Origin of the sequence: Fervidobacterium changbaicum, from assembly GCF_004117075.1 — a bacterium.
Lineage (GTDB): Bacteria > Thermotogota > Thermotogae > Thermotogales > Fervidobacteriaceae > Fervidobacterium > Fervidobacterium islandicum.
Genome location: NZ_CP026721.1, coordinates 277,026 through 293,187, shown reverse-complemented (window position 1 = coordinate 293,187; position 16,162 = coordinate 277,026). Strand labels below are relative to the sequence as shown.

Here is a 16,162-nt window from a genome sequence, read left to right as displayed (position 1 = left end):
TTTTTGGATGCCTTCTTTCAGATAGGAAATTTTACGAAATCTCTACGATTTCAACCTCAAAAACCAGATTTTTCCCAGCTAACGGATGATTGGCATCGAGAATAGCTACTTCATCACCGAGCTCTTCGACACGAACAACAAAAAAATTGCCATCGGGCTGATGGACTTCGAGCAAATCGCCAATACTAACATCTTCTGGTAAAACACTTCTTTGGACAGAAAATTTCAAATCATCTCTTGCAGGTCCGTAGGCTTTTTCATAAGGTATGGTGAATTTCTTCTTGTCTCCAACTTCTAACCCCATGATTTCTTCTTCGAAACCTGCTATAACCTGTCCTGCACCTACGACAAATTCCAGCGGCTGCCTTCCATAGGAAGTGTCAAAGACCTGACCATCCTCTAACATACCTGTGTAGTGAATCTTCACCTTATCACCGTTCTTAATACCCATAAACACTCACATCCTTTAAAAAGTTTAAAAAAACCTATTTCAATTATATCATACTAAACGGAAAAAGAAAATTCCAATATCGAAAATGCACAATAATACTTGCTCGCTTCATGAAATTCCTTTTTCGCATTCTTCGTTTTTATTTTCCTTTCCACTTTCTTGAATTAGGAATTATTCTGGACGATGGCATGTGGAGATGCACACTGGCTTTCCTATTTCTTCTTTTCCTTAAAGCAGATGAGGTAAGATAATTTCTGTTCACGCTTGAGTTTGTTCTGCGTCCATTTTTTTCATGATTTACTGTCTTATCATTAGTAACCACCGCTTCCTTTGTAGAAAGTTTGTACGTGACGTAGAACGCAAGTAACGTTATTAATGTATTCACAAAGTAGAACGAGCCCGAAACAAAGAAAAGTTGAGCATAGTTCGTTGTTCCTCCCTTCGAAAGACTCGCGAATAGCTGTGCAGATGAAGCCCTCATTACATTATTCAAAAAGTAGCTGAGTCCTGAATAAGTTGCCAGACTTGTTCTTGGAAGGTAAGACAAACAAAACACCATGTACATTGGTGTTGAAATGTTTATCAATACATACCTTAGTACGTAGGCTAAGCTAAAAACAAAAGGATTGAGCACAAAGATCGGCATCATAAATATTAGGATGGTAACGCCAAGGTACACAAGGAACAGAGTGAATTTGTAACCGTACTTAGCCGTCAGCTTATGCGAAAAGAGAGACGTTGCTGCTGTTGATAGCTGAGAAATAGCAAGAACGTTTGTAATTGCCACAGTTGAAAAGCCGAATAAGTCTAAGAAAATCACATTGCCGAAGTTAATAAATACTCCAGCCGCAAGACTCACTAGCGCTCCAGATGCCAAGTAATAGATAAGCATCGTTTTCTGAGTAAGTGTAAGTGTTTCTTTCTTCGGCTTTCTCTTACTAAGCTTTACATTCGGAAACGCGAAGACAGGAATGGTAGATAGCAACGCTATAACCATTGATAAAACAAGCGTTAGGAAGATACCTATCGACTTTGCAAATAAGCCGGCACCAAAGTAACCAATGACCCCTGTTAAGAGTACGATTGCAAAGTTAATATTCGAATTTCTAAGCCTCTTCTTTTCATCAGAATTTTCTATAACCGAAATCGTCGGCATGATTATCGAAGTATCGAAAAATCCAAAAAAGAACGAAACAACATAAAGCCAACCAATCACGGTTACATTAGATAGCCTCAGCAAACCAAAAAGCGAATAGATAGGCATTGTAAGAAGGATGGTCTTCTTTCGACCAATTCTGTCTGAAAGACTTGCAAATAGGAATCCACCTATTGCAAGACCCCAGGAATAGTAAAACGTCGCGTTACCAATGATTTGATTACTAATTTGATTGTCTTTAAGGTATAAGTTGAAAAGCGCCGTGTAAAACGCTCTTGACAACCCTATGAGGAACGTGTAGATGTTAACAAGCCAAATCAAACACTTCCCCCCTAAATTTTCTAAGAGTCTGATAATATAATACGTTTTGTAATACAGGTTAATCGAATGAAAACGTATTTATTAACTTCTTAAGAAAACACCTAGTTAGAATATATTAGATAAATAGGCCACAGTCAAATTATACCACCAGTTTTTCATTACCATATATTTCTTTTATGTAACAAAATATACGTACGTTAAGTAAACATATCTAACGAAAGACACCGAAAATTCACACAAAAGTTCCCATCGTGTTACTTTAGTATTGTCCAGTTAATTGATTTTTTTGGCGTAACACTGTAGTATATTTTCTGTACGAATTCGGTGGGGTGATGTCATGTTTGAAGGTCTAAGAGATAAGTTATCGAATGCTTTTAAGGTGCTTTCAGGAAAAGGAAAGATAACAGAAAAGAACATAGAAGAAGCGATACAAATTGTGAAGACATCGCTTTTGGCTGCTGATGTTAATTACAAGGTTGTCAAAGAGTTCGTTGAAAATGTTAAAAAACGTGCACTTGGTGAAGAGGTTCTAAAATCGTTGACACCTGACCAAATGTTCATAAAAATAGTCAGGGATGAACTTATAAAACTACTTGGTGAAAGAGAACCTTTTAAGCTCATACATCATCCCTCATACGTTATGATGGTAGGTTTGCAAGGAACTGGAAAAACAACTAGTGCCGCGAAAATCGCTAATTACCTGAAAAAGCAAGGTAAACATCCTATTTTGGTTGCTGCAGATACTTACAGACCTGCCGCTATTGACCAGCTTGAAACTTTGGGAAAGAAGATCGGTGTTCCTGTTATCACAGGTGACAGAAAGAATGCGATAAAAATTGTCGAAGAAGCTATGAAGAATGTCAAAGACAGTGGATACGATGTAGTAATTCTAGACACCGCCGGGCGATTGCACATAGATGATGAAATGATGGAAGAACTTGAAAAGATAAAGGAAATGGTAAACCCCGATGAAGTACTTTTGACAGTCGATGCCATGGCCGGTCAGGATGCGGTGAATTCAGCTAAAGTGTTCAACGACAGGCTTAGTATCACTGGCTTTGTCATTACAAAGCTCGATGGTGACTCCCGTGGCGGTGTAATACTTACCATTAGATACATCACCGGTAAGCCTGTGAAATTCGTTGGTGTCGGTGAGAAAATAGACGATTTCGATGAATTTTACCCAGACAGAATTGCAAATCGTATTCTCGGCCTCGGTGATGTACTATCGCTTATTGAAAAAGTTGAACGCGAACTCGATCAAGAAAAAATGCAAAAAATGGGCGAAAAGTTCATGAGGGCTGAGTTTACCCTAGAAGATTTTAGAGAGCAGATAAAAGAGATAAAGAAACTGGGAATCGAGAAAATTCTAGAAGCTCTCCCTGGTACTCCTGACGTTGACCTAAATACGAGTGAAAAAGAACTGAAGAAAATCGAAGCGATAATAAATTCAATGACCCCTGAGGAAAGGAACAACCCAGCTATATTGAACGCGAGTAGGAAAAAGAGGATAGCAATGGGTAGCGGGACAACAGTGCAAGATATAAATAAATTGCTTAAGTCCTACGAAGAAATGAAAAAGTTAATGAAGATGATGAAAAAAGGAAAGTTGCCGTTTGGTTTGAAAGGTATGAAGTTTTAGAGCGTAAAAACTGCAATTTAGTAATCTCATCACAAAGAACGTTTAGGAGGTGTTGTTGGTGGTTAGGATTAGACTTACACGCATGGGAAAGAAGAAACAACCGTTCTACAGGATCGTTGTCGTTGACCAGAAGAAGAAGAGAGACGGTGCCTACATCGAAAGTCTCGGTTATTACAACCCACTTAAAGAACCTTACGAAGTAAAGGTTGACATCGACAGAGCTGTTGAATGGATGCTCAAAGGTGCTCAACCAAGCGAAACGGTTTCAAAGTTGCTTGGTAAATTAGGACTCTACGAAAAGCTTGAAGCTGCCAAAGCCAAGAAGGAGGCATAAGTGTGAAGGATTTTCTTGAGTACGTCCTCAAAGCTATAGCCAAACATCCCGATGATGTGGTAGTTGTTGAGTACACCGAGGACGGAAAAAAGGTTTTCGATATCTCGGTACATCCTGAGGATGTAGGTCAGATAATCGGCAAGGACGGTAGAACAATTAAATCCATTAAAATTTTGCTCTCTGCAATGGCCGATGATTCTGACTTCATCCTGAAGGTGATAAGATGATGAAAAAGGTTGAAGAGTTACTAAAGGACAAGGTAGCCCTTGGTGTGTTGAGTAACACGCATGGCTTGAAGGGCGACTTGAAATTACACCTTTTTACAAACATGCCAGAACTGGTTTCAAAACTTACAGAAGTTATTGCTTACAATGAATCACAGAAAAAGTTTGCTGTTATACGCATTGAGACAAGCAGAAAAGCACACGATTATTACATTATCCACGTAGCTGGTGTTAATACGATATCCGAAGCAGAAAAGCTTAAGGGTTTTGTTTTGTACGTTGATAAATCTTTCTTCCCGAAATCTAAAGACGGTGAATACTACTTTTTCGAACTCTTTGAATGTGAAGTTTTAGATGAGAATGGCAACTCAGTTGGAATTGTTGAAGATATCATAGAAACTGGAAACAACGATGTTTTAGTTGTGAGAAAAGACAAACAGGAAGTTCTCATACCAGTTATAGAAAGGTACGTCACTAAGATAGACAAAGAATCCAAAAAAATCCACGTAAAGATGCCGGAGTGGTTGGAGTGAGAATAGGTATCGTCACCATATTCCCAGATTTTGTTAAGGTTATAAAAGAATACGGAGTAATTGCTCAAGCAGTAGAGAACGGTCTTTTACAAATTGATATATTCAACTTACGGGACTTCACAACGGACAAGCACAAGGTTGTAGACGATTATCCATATGGTGGCGGTCCTGGAATGGTCATGAAACCGGAGCCGTTTTTTCGTTTTTTCGAGTTCTACACAAGCAACTATGGAAAGCCGTACGTTGTCCTCACTTCACCACAGGGAAGAAGGTTCGACAACAAAGTTGCAATGGAATTAGCTACCAGAGAACAACTTGTGATCATCTGCGGTAGGTACGAGGGAATCGATGAACGTGTTATGAAATTTGTAGATGATGAGATTTCAATTGGTGACTATGTCCTAACAGGCGGAGAACTTCCTGCGATGATTATAGTAGATGCTGTATCCAGATTTGTGCCTGGTGTTGTGGAAGAAGAATCCGTTAAAAATGACTCTTTCTACAACGATTTATTAGATTATCCACACTTCACAAGGCCAAGGGAAATTAATGGATTGACCGTTCCTGAGGTGCTTGTAAGCGGGAACCACGAAGAAGTAGAACTTTGGAGAAGGAAGGAATCTCTGAAAAAGACGATGCTAAAGAGACCTGACTTATTCCTAAAGCACCAGTTCGATGAGTTGGATAAAAAGGCTCTAATAAGCCTTTTCAAGGAGCTGATGAAAGATGCTCGATAGGATTTACACAGCATTGATACACTATCCTGTCCTTGGAAGAGATGGGAGAATCATAACGACAGCGGTGACAAACCTTGACATTCATGACATAGCACGCAGTTCACGAACGTACAACGTCAAGAAATACTACGTCGTTACACACCTACCAGCACAGCAAGACATCGTTAAAAAAGTGCTCGGTTACTGGACTGATGGCTTTGGGAAGACTTACAATCCAAACCGTTCAGACGCCCTATCTATTGTTGAACTTAAATCGTACATTGAAGATGTTATCGAAGATATCGAAAAAATGGAGGGCCAAAAACCCATACTAATGTTTACATCGGCAAAGGTTAGGCCAAACACAATAACGTACGAAGAAGGCAGAAAACTGGTTCTAAACGAGCAACGCCCCATCTTATTGCTTTTTGGAACCGGTTGGGGAATGCCGAAAGAGCTCGAAGAGATGTGTGATTATTCTCTTGAACCAATTAGAGGAAAGAGTGATTTTAACCACTTATCTGTCAGAGCAGCTGTTGCAATAATCCTTGATAGATTAATTGGGGAAGCTGTTCTGGAAAAAACGGAAAAATAAGAATTTGAAAAGGAGGTTATACATATGAGCATGGACAACCTTGTGAGAATCATCGAAAAAGGTCAACTCAAAGAAGTTCCAGAATTTAGACCTGGGGACACGGTAAGAGTTCACGTTAAAGTTAGAGAAGGAGACAAAGAAAGGATTCAGGCTTACGAAGGTATCGTTATAGCAATCAGAGGTTCCGGCATCAGCAAAACATTTACAGTCAGAAGAATTGCAGCAGGCGGTGTTGGGGTTGAAAGGATATTCCCACTTTACGCTCCAACCATCGAAAAGATAGAGGTACTCAGAAAAGGTAGAGTAAGAAGGGCGAAACTCTACTACCTCAGAAATGTCAAGGGCAAGGTGAAAATTAAGGAGAGAAAATAAAATGCCCTCACAAAAAACATCCGAAAGTCAAAAGATAGAGAAGGGTAAGAACGTAGCAAAAGAGATAATTATAACGCTAATATACGCTATCGTCGCTGCAACGATTATTAGAGTCTTTGTATTTGAAACGATGCTCGTTCCAACACCATCAATGGTCCCCACAATAAACGTGGGGGACCGTCTTTTTGTAGAAAAGATAACTTATTTCTCACGTGAACCTGAAATCGGCGAAATCGTCGTCTTTTACACCCCGTTTCCCGACGAACGTGCCCAGCAGATGTTACGTGCGTTCGACAAGTTTATGGATTTATTCACTCCCAAGCAATTCAAAGGTTCTGTGAAATACGTCAAGAGGTTGGTCGCCAAAGAAGGTGATGTAATAACCCTAAAAGAGGTTGATGGCAACTGGAAATTGTTCGTCAACGGTAAAATACCCGAACACTTGAAGAGTGTTAACTACACAAAAGACGGCATCTTTAAATATCCAAAACTATGGGAACATTTGACGCAAGCAAGTAAAGTAAAAAGCAATAAAGAAGAATACAAAGCTTATCTTTTTAAACTCGCATCTCAGGAAGGAACGGAACTTGCCAATATCGTTTTCAGTATCCTTGGAGGTTTAGATCCTGTTCCTTACGGTATTGACTACACAGTGTTTGTCGAGCGCTATCTCAAACCTAACGGGATAGAACTCTCAGAATACGTTTGGGAAGAGAATGGGCAGGTCTATGTGAAAATTCCAAAAGGATTCTACTTTTTTATGGGCGACAATTCTTCCCAGAGTTTAGACAGCAGATACTTTGGGTTTGTCCCAAAAGTTTGTGTCGTTGGTAGGCCTATTCTAAGAGTGTGGCCGTTCAGTGCTTTCGGACCTGTACAACCACTCATAGAGCCGGCGAGATAGTTGAACAATAAAAAGCGGGATGAAATTGAAATCATCCCGCTTTTTTATCCTTTCTACTTCTTCGCCTCTTCAATAACCGAGTTCAACGCTTTGAAGAAATCCACACCCGATTTTCCGAGTTCTTCAATCTGTCTGTTAATCTCTTCGTTTTGTTTCAGCGCCTCTATAGCCCCAGCTGGATCGAAAACAAGCAGTACGTACGTATAGACAAGGGAACCGACTCTTTCTTCCCATATCGCGTACACATAGGCACCAGAAACTTGTGCTCCTGAAAACATTTGAGTAACGCGCTTATAAGCATCTAAAGCTATGCTTTTGATTTGCTGACTTTTTGGCTCAGAAACGCTTTGTAACTGTCCTTCTACAAGTGTTGCAAAAGTTTGGATCTTAGCATTGAAATATTCAGCAAGTTCCTTAAATGCATTCATTTTTGCTTTTTCTCTCGCTGTAACGGTGTCAATTCCACCGCTTATACTTTCACCTCTGAAAGTAATAAGTTTACCGGCCTTGTAAAGCTCAGCAACTCTTTTTTCCATACTGTTATTCACGAAGACTATTGTGGCTTCTTTTGGTATGCTCTGAATTTTCACTCCATCGGCAGTTATCCATTGATATTGACCCTGCTGGAGGAAGGTAAAAAGTAAAACCCCCCCAGCCAGTACGGAAAGTATAACTAAAGTCCACAAAAGCCAGTTATTTTCAAATAACACACGATTGCACCTCCCCAGTAAAAAAGTTACTTGGTAACTTGATAATTATAATCTGATATCTTCTTGAACTTCAGTGCGTCTATTGTTTTAAAGAAGTTCTCAATCTCATTCATCCCTACGTTTTCAATTTCCACTACCATTTTTGTATCAGACTTTTCCACGACTTTAACTTCACCGAATTTTGCTTTGAGGTAGTCAAGTAACATGGAACCATAGACGGATCGTTCAAGGATAAAAGTATACTTGTAAGTTATAAACGGTTGTACGTTCTCAAATCTGAGCAAGCTTACTATACTACTTACGTACTCTTTGAATTTCTGTCCCGATATCGTTTTTGACAGCGCTGCCTGCTCGGTAGCTCCAGCATTCACTTCTTCAAATCTTGGAGCAGCCACTATATTGCCAGTAATGGTATCGATGATCTGTGTCGTGATCAGTGTTCGAACAGAGTAAGTTTTGTACTCCGATAGGTACGTTGTCGCGTTGTTCACAATAACGTACAGTAAGTACCTCGCGGCGCTTAACGCAGCCATCTTACCGAGTACGCTTGGTGGCAGGTTGCTTTTTGCTTGAGCTTCGAGTATCTTTCTTGAGAAGTCCTTGGAGACAAGTTTTATGCCAGAAGATATGAGTCCATCAATTATCGCAGGTTCAACGTATCCCAGCGTATCACCCTCGGTTAGAACAAGCGCAAAACCAACGGGCGCATTTCTTAGTGCTTCTTTAAGGTAATTCTCAAAATCGTCCTTTTTGATGCTTGAACTTACGAGGACATAGTAGAGGCCTGCATATTCTCCAGTTGCGGATATTTCGTAATCAATCGCTCCGAGAACTTTATTAAGAATGTAATCATCAACTGGAACGTCGAGTAGTTCTCTGTCACTACCGGCTAACAACTCCGATGCGGCTTTTTTAATAGTTTTTATTAAAGCGTCTTTTATAGCATTCTCGCGCATCAACTTTTGGTCAGATATTATTTTGGCCGTCCCTCCTGCCAAGAGTCGCAGTTCGTTCTCGGTTTTGTAGACAGTTTTCAGTATGTCGGGATTGACCCTGATGCTTCCAGGAGACCACGTGACATTTTGTAGACCCGCAAGTGAGACTGTTACCTTAGAATTTGGTGATTTAATTATTACCGATAGCAGAGCGCGTCCGTCATCAAGTGTTATTAAATCCTGCGTTTCCACCTGGTCTCCGTAAACCCACAACGATTTCACATTCGATTCTGTAGAAATTTCAAGTTTTACTTGCTCTCCAATCAGTACATCTTGAGGTCCTTTTAGGGTTATTTTCACATCCGTTAAGAACAGTTTCAACTTATTGGTATCAATAGAATTTGGTGGTAAATCATTGGTCATGGAAAGTAACTCATTTATCAAATGAGCAACTTCCAAAGCAGTTTTGGAATCATTAATCTGTGTAGAGTTAATACTTAAGATTAAATTCTGGACTTTTTCGTATCTTTTTTTAATCTCTTTTACAACCTGCACTAATTCTTCAGTTGTCTTTGGAGGAAGGAGATTTGTTGAAAGAATAGGTTCGTACTTATCTGCTATAGCTTTTGCTGAAAAAATCATCTTGGAATCAAGGAGTGATTTGCCAAGTTTTATAGCAAGAAATGCTTCCAGTTGTTGCTTTGCTTTGTCCGCTTCTATGTAGACTTGAACTTTCGCGTAATACTGATTTCCGACCTTCTTTTTGTCGGTAGTTTTGTACATAACTCCTAACAGTTCCATTTCCGATTTCGTTTGGATAGTCTTTTCATATTGAGTTTCTAGTCTTTCCTTCACTCTGCCGTCGGCTATCACCGTTGTGAGCTTTTCTTTAAGTACCGCTGTGGATTTTATCTCCACGTACAACTGTTCAATAAGCTTCTGCAGCCCGTTCTTTCTAGCTAATTCTTCAGCTTCCACTTCTGTTTTTCCGTAGCCTTCCCCAAATACTTCCAAGTACGCACTTTCAACCTGTCCAATCGGTTGTGTTGGAAAAGAGCCGGTCGATTGTTTCGGCGGTTCTGAAGGTTGAGGTGGTTGAGGCGGTTGTGATGGTTGAGGCTGCTGAGATTGCTGAGGTGTACTTGGATTTGTAGCTGTTGATATAGTCTTGTTTATATCCTCCATGGTTTTAAGAGCGGAATTTTCAGGTTGACTTGTTTCTGGTTTAGGCACGAGTATGAAAAAACCCGCAACTAAGATTCCTATCAGCAAAGCGGAAATTATTATCAAAGTTGTCGATTCCACTGGGATGCCTCCTTTTATAAAAGCTTAATAAAACAACCCCCTGCTCAACGCAGGGGGCATAGCGAATAGGTCTTTATTTCCTTTCCATCGGTGTTCCTTTTGTTGCTTCTGACAAAACTGCGTTGAGATTTTCGAAGAAATTAACACCCTGTTTTCCTAGTTCGTCAACTTTTTGCTTTACTAACGCATCAATTTCAATGAGTTTCAAGATCTGAGCTGGGTCGTATACCAACAACACGTAGGTGAATGTTAGGTTGTCTCTCTTAACTTTCCACGCTGCAAATTCGTAGGCTCCAGATACTCTTCCCTCAGCAAAGAGCTCAGTAACTCTCTTGTAAGCATCAACCGATGCACTCACAAGCTCTTGCTTTTTTCCGGACACCTGAACGTTTTGAAGCTGACCTTCAACAAGCTGTGCAAATGTCGTGACTTTTGCGTTCAAGAATTCAGCAATCTTTTGATAAGCACGAATCTTAGCCTTTTCTCTGTCCTGAGTTGTTCCCAATCCTTGCGCTTCGCCCTCAAATGCGATGAGTTGTCCTTTTTGAACAAGACTTTTCACGCTGGCGGCCTTCGATTGATCAATGAAGACAATTTCCGCGTCATTTGGAATCTTCCAAACTTTGACACCGTCAACTTCGATGTACTTGTCCTTTGGCATCAGTAAAAAGATACCCCCTACAACAAGGGCAGCTGCAAGAACACCCACAAGAACCCACATCAACAAGTTGTTATCCATATTAGCACCTCCTCAAAACGTGGTTGGGTTAAAAAATACATATTTGTACGGTAATCTACGACACCTATTAATTTAGACTCTGTCTTTGTTAAAATCGTTCATAGATTTATTAGGATTATTTGTTATTAATATAAAAGACCATTTCTACAACCACACCTTTTCCTTTTTCCGAAAGGACAACCATTTTATCTGAGAATCGTTTCATGTTCGGTAGTCCCATACCAGCACCAAATCCTAGTTCTCTTACGTAATCGGGTGCAGTAGAATACCCTTCCTTCATGGCAAGCTCAATATTCTCAATCCCTTTCCCTTTATCTTCTACTCTTACGATGATTCTATCAGGTGTTAGGAAACAAAAAATCTCTCCTTCGCTTCCGCTGTGTATCACAACATTTGTTTCCGCCTCGTACGTTGCAACGGCGACTCTTCTCACATCGTTTTCTGGTATGCCCTTACTTTGCAGGAATTTCTTGAGTTGGGCAGCCCCTATCCCGGCTAAGTTAACGTCGAAGTAGTCAATTTTGAAGTAAAAATCTGCTCCCTTTTTGTCAATTTCTTCACCGGTTACAAGAGATCTGTTCAGTGCATCTTTTTCCAAAACTTCCTTACGCCTTTCATCATGTAGATAAAGCAATCCCAATCTTGTTGCAACTGCGGCAAGTATGTCATTTTTTGTAACGATGCCGACAAGCCTTCCTTGGGTATCTACAACTGGAAATCTCCCGTACCTGAACCTTTCGAAATGTTTAATCACATCTTGTAAGGTTGAGTCCTCGCTTATACACACGACGTTTTTTGTCATATGCTGACTCACACTTTCGTTAAGCGTACCGTTCTCAAGACACTTGATGATATCTTCTATGCTTATTATCCCGATAACAACGTTGTCATCATTGACAACAGGGACACCGGATATTCTCTTCAGTCTTAATATCTCCTTGACTTGAGCCACCGTTCTGTCTGGTTTTACGTAGATGACTTCTTTTGTCATAAACTCCTTTACACTCAGGTTTGCAAAGACTTTCTGCACTTTCTCCAGAATCTCGGTTGTCAAACGTGCCACCTCACATAGTGTTTATCTTATTATAGAGTTTTGTTAATCCCTCACCAATTAGTCTGAACCATAATGCATTTGATGAAAGAAAAGTCGGCATCTTGGAGCGTTTTTGAAAATTCAATTATCTCCCCAGATTCTGCACCAGGTTGGAACCAGAACTTGCGAAATCCTTTGTCGTATGCTTTCTTTAACTCTTGAATCCCCACTTCCGGAGGTACGATAAATACAATCAAATCGACGTCATCTGGTAATTCTTCAACACTTTTATAAGTTCTTAGCCCTTCCACAACATCGTACCTTGGACTGACTGGCAGTACTTCAAATCCCTTTTTCTTCAAATCTCGAAGAACTATGTTCCCAAATTTTTCCGGATTTGTCGTTGCTCCGACGATTGCTACTCTCTTCACCTTTCTCAAATCGATGCCCATAATTTAATCACTCCTCTTTTATTTATTCAAATGCTCACTAAGGTTGTTAGGTTATTCCAATAAACTTTTTTCAAAGTCGTTTATATCTTTCTGAATTGAAGACATGAAGTTAATGCTTTCAAAATCGAAGCCGCCATACACAAGCTCTTTAAGTATACTGGCTGGTCCGGGGTCAAGAACCCCGTACGAAACAGCCCTCTGGACTTCTTCGTAAGCTTTTTCAGGGGTATTCGGACCACGGTAAGGCCTTGGCTCCAGCACGGCTACGAAATAGTCTGCAACTTGCAATATCTTATCCTTAAACGTCATCTCTGAGCCTTTCAGTCTCCAAGGATACCCACTGCCATCAGTTCGTTCTTGATGCCTAACAGCGGGCCAAAACCAAGGTTCGTTTTCGTGTTCCAGTAGTATCAGGTAACTATAGTAAACATGCTTTTTCATTATGTCCATCTCAGAGGGTGTTAGTTTTCCTTTCTTTTCAAGAACACTTATCGGAGTTGTTATCTTACCTATATCATGAAACAGCCCTGCGACGAAAAATTCTTGTTCCTTAAGCAAAATTTCCTTAGCAATTGCGCCTGATAAGTTAGCGACGCGCCAACTGTGCGCACGGGTAAACTCACTTTTTGAATCAATTATGTAAGAGAGTACCGCTCCCATTTCGACAATCTCTTCAAAAGTCATAGGTTCTCGTAGATAGTAATCTTGAATTAATCTTTCCCTATTGAACCCTGCTTTGATGTCGTAAAGCATCCACCTAACGTATTCTTGTTTGAGGACACTAAGTGCTGCCTCGTACACAAAGTCAAAGAACCTGTTTTTTATTGCAGAAAGTGGGATGACGAAATCTTCGTAGGTCATCTCTTCATTGTTGACAAGCACATATTTGGATATTTCTTCACTAATCGATACGATGTTTGCTGCAATATCTTTAGTGGAATTTTCATTTAGATAATGTGGCAATGCATGGTGCAACAATATACTTGCGGACAAGTTCGGAAATTTTTTTGAAAGATAAGATATCTTCGAAACCTCGAACGCGGAGATGAGTGTATGATCTTTTGTAGGTGATTCAAATGTTTGAACATCTTCTTTGATAAGAAATTCGTTGTCGATATCGTCTAATAGAACTCCCTTGTGCGGAGTTAAAACACCTAAGTCATGTAAAGCACCACAGTAAAAAAGCTCAAGCTCATCAAGATTGAGCTCTTTCGCTATTTTTGAAGCGATGAATCCGACTTGTAGAGAATGGACACCGAATTTCGGAACAAACATTATTGTCTTCAGCAAGATGTCTATCAATTTTTTCACCTCTTTGTATATTATAACATAAGTGTGCTTAATTAAATTCTGTTTCCAAAAAGCTTTACATTACAAAAATCCACAAACAACATTTCTTTAAAGATAGGTTTTTATCTATTTTGGTTTCACAAGAAATGTAATGTCTTGATTTTTTCAGAACTTATGCTATAATTTCGTAGGAATTTGGCTCAAAAAGAATTTTAAGCTTCCCAGGAGAGGTGGCCGAGGGGTCTAAGGCACACGCCTGGAGAGCGTGCGGTGGCCATAAACCACCCGTGGGTTCAAATCCCACCCTCTCCGCCAGAAAGTTGTTGTTAGTTTCAATTGTATCAAAACCGGGACTATGGTCCCGGTTTTTCGGTTATCTTAAAGTCATGCTTTTTCAGGAGGTGGAAAAATGAGTTTGAGTCCTAAGGAAATTGAAGAGAGGGTATCTGAAATAGCCAAACCTATAGTTGAAGGATTTGGGCTGATGCTCTTTGATGTCAAATACAAGATGCAATCCGGTAGATGGGTACTCACAATAGTCATAGATAAACGCGAGGACTACGTTAGTACAAGAGACTGTGAATTGGTTTCATATGAAATCGAGAAACAACTTGACTCAACCGATTTGATTCCTGGCCGGTATTATTTGGAAGTATCTTCTCCAGGGCTTGACAGACCACTTAGAAGTCTTGAAGACTTCAAAAGGTTCGAAGGGAACTTGGCAAAGGTAAAGACTACTAAGACATTCAGAGGATACATAAAGAGTGTCAATACGGAAAATGGTGAAATTGTCTTAGAAGTAGAAGGTAAAGATGTAAAAATCAACTATAACGATGTTAAGTCTGCCAATTTGGAAGTAGATGTGTTTTAAACCCTAGAAAAAATCGAAAATTTAACATAGGAGGGCGAAAGGTATATGAACAGTCCAATGTTGTTAGAAGCGTTGAGAGAACTGGAAAAGGAAAAGGGTATATCAGTAGAGGAATCAATAAGCATCCTTGAAAAGGCCATTATGAGTGCTTACAAAAACAAAACCGGCGAAAGAAACGTTGAAATCGTAATCAACAGACTTTCCGGAGAAATTGAAGCTTATCAGCTACTCGAAGTTGTAGAAAAGGTTGAGAACGAGAATCTTCAAATATCACTTGAGGAAGCTCTGAAGATAAAGCCAGATGCTGTAGTTGGTGATATCATCAAGAAGAAGATGAATATAAAGAAACTTGGTAGGTTCGCCGTCCAAGTTGCAAAACAGGTTCTTATTCAAAAGATAAGAGAAATAGAAAAAGAGAAACAATACGAAAGGTACTCTGAATTGATCGGAAGGGTAGTTGTTGCTGAGGTTCTCAAAGTCACTCCAGAATGGCTCGACATTAGAATTGGAAAACTCGAAACGCATCTACCGAAGAAGGAATGGATTCCAGGTGAAGAATTTGAACAGTCCGACTTAATCAAAGTCTATGTGAGAGAAGTGAAAAGAGATAAGAAAGGGCCTAAGATCATAGTATCCAGAACAGATCCCGAGTTTGTCGTTGGTCTTTTGAAACTGGAGGTGCCAGAGATAGAACAGGGTATAGTGGAGATTGTCAAAGTCGTCAGGGAACCGGGTGTTAGGACAAAGATAGCTGTTACTTCAAAGGATCCAAAAGTTGATCCCGTTGGAGCATGTATAGGACATGAAGGTTCCAGAATTGCAGCTGTCTTGCGTGAAGTGAAGATGGAAAAGATAGACATCATTAAATGGTCAGACGACCCGAAAGAACTCATAGCAAACGCCCTCTTGCCAGCCTCAGTCATCGATGTTGAGATTTTAGATTACGAATCAAAGGCGTCAAGGGTTCTTGTTGCTCCTAATCAACTTTCACTTGCAATAGGAAAAGCTGGACAAAACGCAAGGTTAGCAGCAAAGTTAACTGGCTGGAAGATAGATATCAAACCTGTTATGAACGCATAACTTCTAAATCGAAGCGAATAAAGGAGAGATAATATGCATGTAGACAACCTTAAAAAGGAGCTCAGGGACAGAAAGTACAGAATGACACCACAGCGAGAACAAGTATTGAAGGTGTTCATCGAAACGAACAGTGAGCACTTAGGCGCTGAAGAGGTTTATAGATACCTTGTAAGCAAGAAGCTAAATGTAAGCAAAGCAACAGTTTACAGGACCATAGATTTACTCGTCGAACTTGGTTTTCTGAGAAGGCTGCAGTTTGATGAAGGGGTTTATCGTTATGAGCTCGTCGACAGGGAAGGTAAACATTCACATTTCATCTGTAATTCATGTGGTATGATATACGAACTCAAGGGAGAACTCTCTCCAGACAATGTGATGAAAAGTTACATCGATTTTCTCAAAAGTAAGGGGTACCTTGTCGATGAGATCGATCTAAAATTCAGAGGAATATGCCCGAAATGTGCCAAGGGTATTAAGAAAAGCAAAAAGTGAAGGAATA

Annotated in this window: 19 protein-coding genes and 1 tRNA gene; 12 read left to right on the top strand and 8 right to left on the bottom strand. The window is 39.9% G+C overall.

Translation table 11 applies throughout. The features are described from left to right. Window positions 1-31: 31 nt before the first annotated feature. Both CBS1_RS01385 and CBS1_RS01380 read right to left on the bottom strand, forming a co-directional pair. Complete coding sequence (locus CBS1_RS01385; protein WP_090222740.1) at window positions 32-451, bottom strand: FKBP-type peptidyl-prolyl cis-trans isomerase; 420 nt, start codon at window positions 449-451, stop codon at window positions 32-34. Window positions 452-590: 139 nt separating this feature from the next. Then, window positions 591-1,928, bottom strand: coding sequence for an MFS transporter (locus tag CBS1_RS01380; protein WP_090222738.1), 1,338 nt, complete (start codon window positions 1,926-1,928; stop codon window positions 591-593). Window positions 1,929-2,265: 337 nt separating this feature from the next. On the opposite strand from CBS1_RS01380, the gene ffh reads away from it, so the two are divergent. The 8 genes from ffh to lepB are packed head-to-tail and all read left to right on the top strand — an operon-like array spanning window position 2,266 to window position 7,248. Beyond that, window positions 2,266-3,570, top strand: coding sequence for a signal recognition particle protein (gene ffh / locus CBS1_RS01375; protein WP_033190937.1), 1,305 nt, complete (start codon window positions 2,266-2,268; stop codon window positions 3,568-3,570). Window positions 3,571-3,628: 58 nt separating this feature from the next. Continuing rightward, window positions 3,629-3,904: a 30S ribosomal protein S16 gene (rpsP, locus tag CBS1_RS01370; protein ID WP_033190936.1), complete on the top strand. Its 276-nt coding sequence runs from the start codon at window positions 3,629-3,631 to the stop codon at window positions 3,902-3,904. A gap of 2 nt (window positions 3,905-3,906) precedes the next feature. Further along, window positions 3,907-4,131: a KH domain-containing protein gene (locus tag CBS1_RS01365; RefSeq protein ID WP_033190935.1), complete on the top strand. Its 225-nt coding sequence runs from the start codon at window positions 3,907-3,909 to the stop codon at window positions 4,129-4,131. Next, entirely contained in the window at window positions 4,128-4,661 is a 534-nt protein-coding gene (gene rimM, locus CBS1_RS01360; protein ID WP_033190934.1) for a ribosome maturation factor RimM, read from the top strand. Before CBS1_RS01365 ends, rimM begins: the two co-directional genes overlap by 4 nt. Further along, on the top strand, window positions 4,658-5,398 hold the full coding sequence (gene trmD / locus CBS1_RS01355) for a tRNA (guanosine(37)-N1)-methyltransferase TrmD (protein ID WP_090222736.1): 741 nt from the start codon (window positions 4,658-4,660) through the stop codon (window positions 5,396-5,398). The genes rimM and trmD overlap by 4 nt, the downstream gene beginning before the upstream one ends. After that, entirely contained in the window at window positions 5,388-5,972 is a 585-nt protein-coding gene (locus CBS1_RS01350) for an RNA methyltransferase (RefSeq protein WP_090222734.1), read from the top strand. Before trmD ends, CBS1_RS01350 begins: the two co-directional genes overlap by 11 nt. 24 nt (window positions 5,973-5,996) lie before the next feature. Continuing rightward, entirely contained in the window at window positions 5,997-6,344 is a 348-nt protein-coding gene (gene rplS / locus CBS1_RS01345) for a 50S ribosomal protein L19 (RefSeq protein ID WP_033190931.1), read from the top strand. Window position 6,345: 1 nt separating this feature from the next. Further along, window positions 6,346-7,248, top strand: a complete 903-nt coding sequence (lepB, locus tag CBS1_RS01340; protein ID WP_090222733.1) for a signal peptidase I — start codon at window positions 6,346-6,348, stop codon at window positions 7,246-7,248. 53 nt (window positions 7,249-7,301) lie between these two features. Here the strand turns inward: lepB and CBS1_RS01335 are convergent, their stop codons facing one another. The 6 genes from CBS1_RS01335 to CBS1_RS01310 form a co-directional block, all read right to left on the bottom strand. Continuing rightward, window positions 7,302-7,958: a hypothetical protein gene (locus CBS1_RS01335; protein ID WP_090222731.1), complete on the bottom strand. Its 657-nt coding sequence runs from the start codon at window positions 7,956-7,958 to the stop codon at window positions 7,302-7,304. A gap of 26 nt (window positions 7,959-7,984) precedes the next feature. Further along, entirely contained in the window at window positions 7,985-10,198 is a 2,214-nt protein-coding gene (locus tag CBS1_RS01330) for a hypothetical protein (RefSeq protein WP_090222730.1), read from the bottom strand. 73 nt (window positions 10,199-10,271) lie between these two features. Further along, the gene (locus tag CBS1_RS01325) at window positions 10,272-10,937 is read right to left on the bottom strand and encodes a hypothetical protein (protein WP_090222728.1); all 666 of its coding nucleotides are present in this window, start codon (window positions 10,935-10,937) and stop codon (window positions 10,272-10,274) included. 115 nt (window positions 10,938-11,052) lie between these two features. Beyond that, complete coding sequence (locus CBS1_RS01320) at window positions 11,053-11,991, bottom strand: CBS domain-containing protein (RefSeq protein ID WP_033190926.1); 939 nt, start codon at window positions 11,989-11,991, stop codon at window positions 11,053-11,055. A 50-nt stretch (window positions 11,992-12,041) separates the two neighbouring features. Further along, window positions 12,042-12,416, bottom strand: a complete 375-nt coding sequence (locus CBS1_RS01315; RefSeq protein ID WP_033192357.1) for a CoA-binding protein — start codon at window positions 12,414-12,416, stop codon at window positions 12,042-12,044. 57 nt (window positions 12,417-12,473) lie between these two features. Then, a complete protein-coding gene (locus CBS1_RS01310; protein WP_241685539.1) occupies window positions 12,474-13,733 on the bottom strand; it encodes an HD domain-containing protein in 1,260 nt (419 codons plus the stop codon). A 203-nt stretch (window positions 13,734-13,936) separates the two neighbouring features. Here CBS1_RS01310 and CBS1_RS01305 point away from each other — a divergent pair. The 4 genes from CBS1_RS01305 (at window position 13,937) to CBS1_RS01290 (ending at window position 16,155) form a co-directional block, all read left to right on the top strand. Continuing rightward, window positions 13,937-14,027, top strand: a tRNA-Ser gene (locus tag CBS1_RS01305). A gap of 94 nt (window positions 14,028-14,121) precedes the next feature. Next, the gene (locus tag CBS1_RS01300) at window positions 14,122-14,583 is read left to right on the top strand and encodes a ribosome maturation factor RimP (protein ID WP_033190924.1); all 462 of its coding nucleotides are present in this window, start codon (window positions 14,122-14,124) and stop codon (window positions 14,581-14,583) included. A gap of 45 nt (window positions 14,584-14,628) precedes the next feature. Next, window positions 14,629-15,663: a transcription termination factor NusA gene (nusA, locus tag CBS1_RS01295; RefSeq protein WP_033190923.1), complete on the top strand. Its 1,035-nt coding sequence runs from the start codon at window positions 14,629-14,631 to the stop codon at window positions 15,661-15,663. Window positions 15,664-15,696: 33 nt separating this feature from the next. Continuing rightward, on the top strand, window positions 15,697-16,155 hold the full coding sequence (locus CBS1_RS01290) for a Fur family transcriptional regulator (protein ID WP_033190922.1): 459 nt from the start codon (window positions 15,697-15,699) through the stop codon (window positions 16,153-16,155). Window positions 16,156-16,162 lie beyond the last annotated feature (7 nt).

Bases quoted from the DNA above. Each gene is read 5' to 3' on its own strand.
- CBS1_RS01325 (WP_090222728.1), bottom strand. From the start codon at position 10,937: ATGGATAACAACTTGTTGATGTGGGTTCTTGTGGGTGTTCTTGCAGCT.
- nusA (WP_033190923.1), top strand. From the start codon at position 14,629: ATGAACAGTCCAATGTTGTTAGAAGCGTTGAGAGAACTGGAAAAGGAA.
- CBS1_RS01385 (WP_090222740.1), bottom strand. From the start codon at position 451: ATGGGTATTAAGAACGGTGATAAGGTGAAGATTCACTACACAGGTATG.
- CBS1_RS01350 (WP_090222734.1), top strand. From the start codon at position 5,388: ATGCTCGATAGGATTTACACAGCATTGATACACTATCCTGTCCTTGGA.
- lepB (WP_090222733.1), top strand. From the start codon at position 6,346: ATGCCCTCACAAAAAACATCCGAAAGTCAAAAGATAGAGAAGGGTAAG.
- CBS1_RS01300 (WP_033190924.1), top strand. From the start codon at position 14,122: ATGAGTTTGAGTCCTAAGGAAATTGAAGAGAGGGTATCTGAAATAGCC.
- CBS1_RS01290 (WP_033190922.1), top strand. From the start codon at position 15,697: ATGCATGTAGACAACCTTAAAAAGGAGCTCAGGGACAGAAAGTACAGA.
- rimM (WP_033190934.1), top strand. From the start codon at position 4,128: ATGATGAAAAAGGTTGAAGAGTTACTAAAGGACAAGGTAGCCCTTGGT.
- rplS (WP_033190931.1), top strand. From the start codon at position 5,997: ATGAGCATGGACAACCTTGTGAGAATCATCGAAAAAGGTCAACTCAAA.
- ffh (WP_033190937.1), top strand. From the start codon at position 2,266: ATGTTTGAAGGTCTAAGAGATAAGTTATCGAATGCTTTTAAGGTGCTT.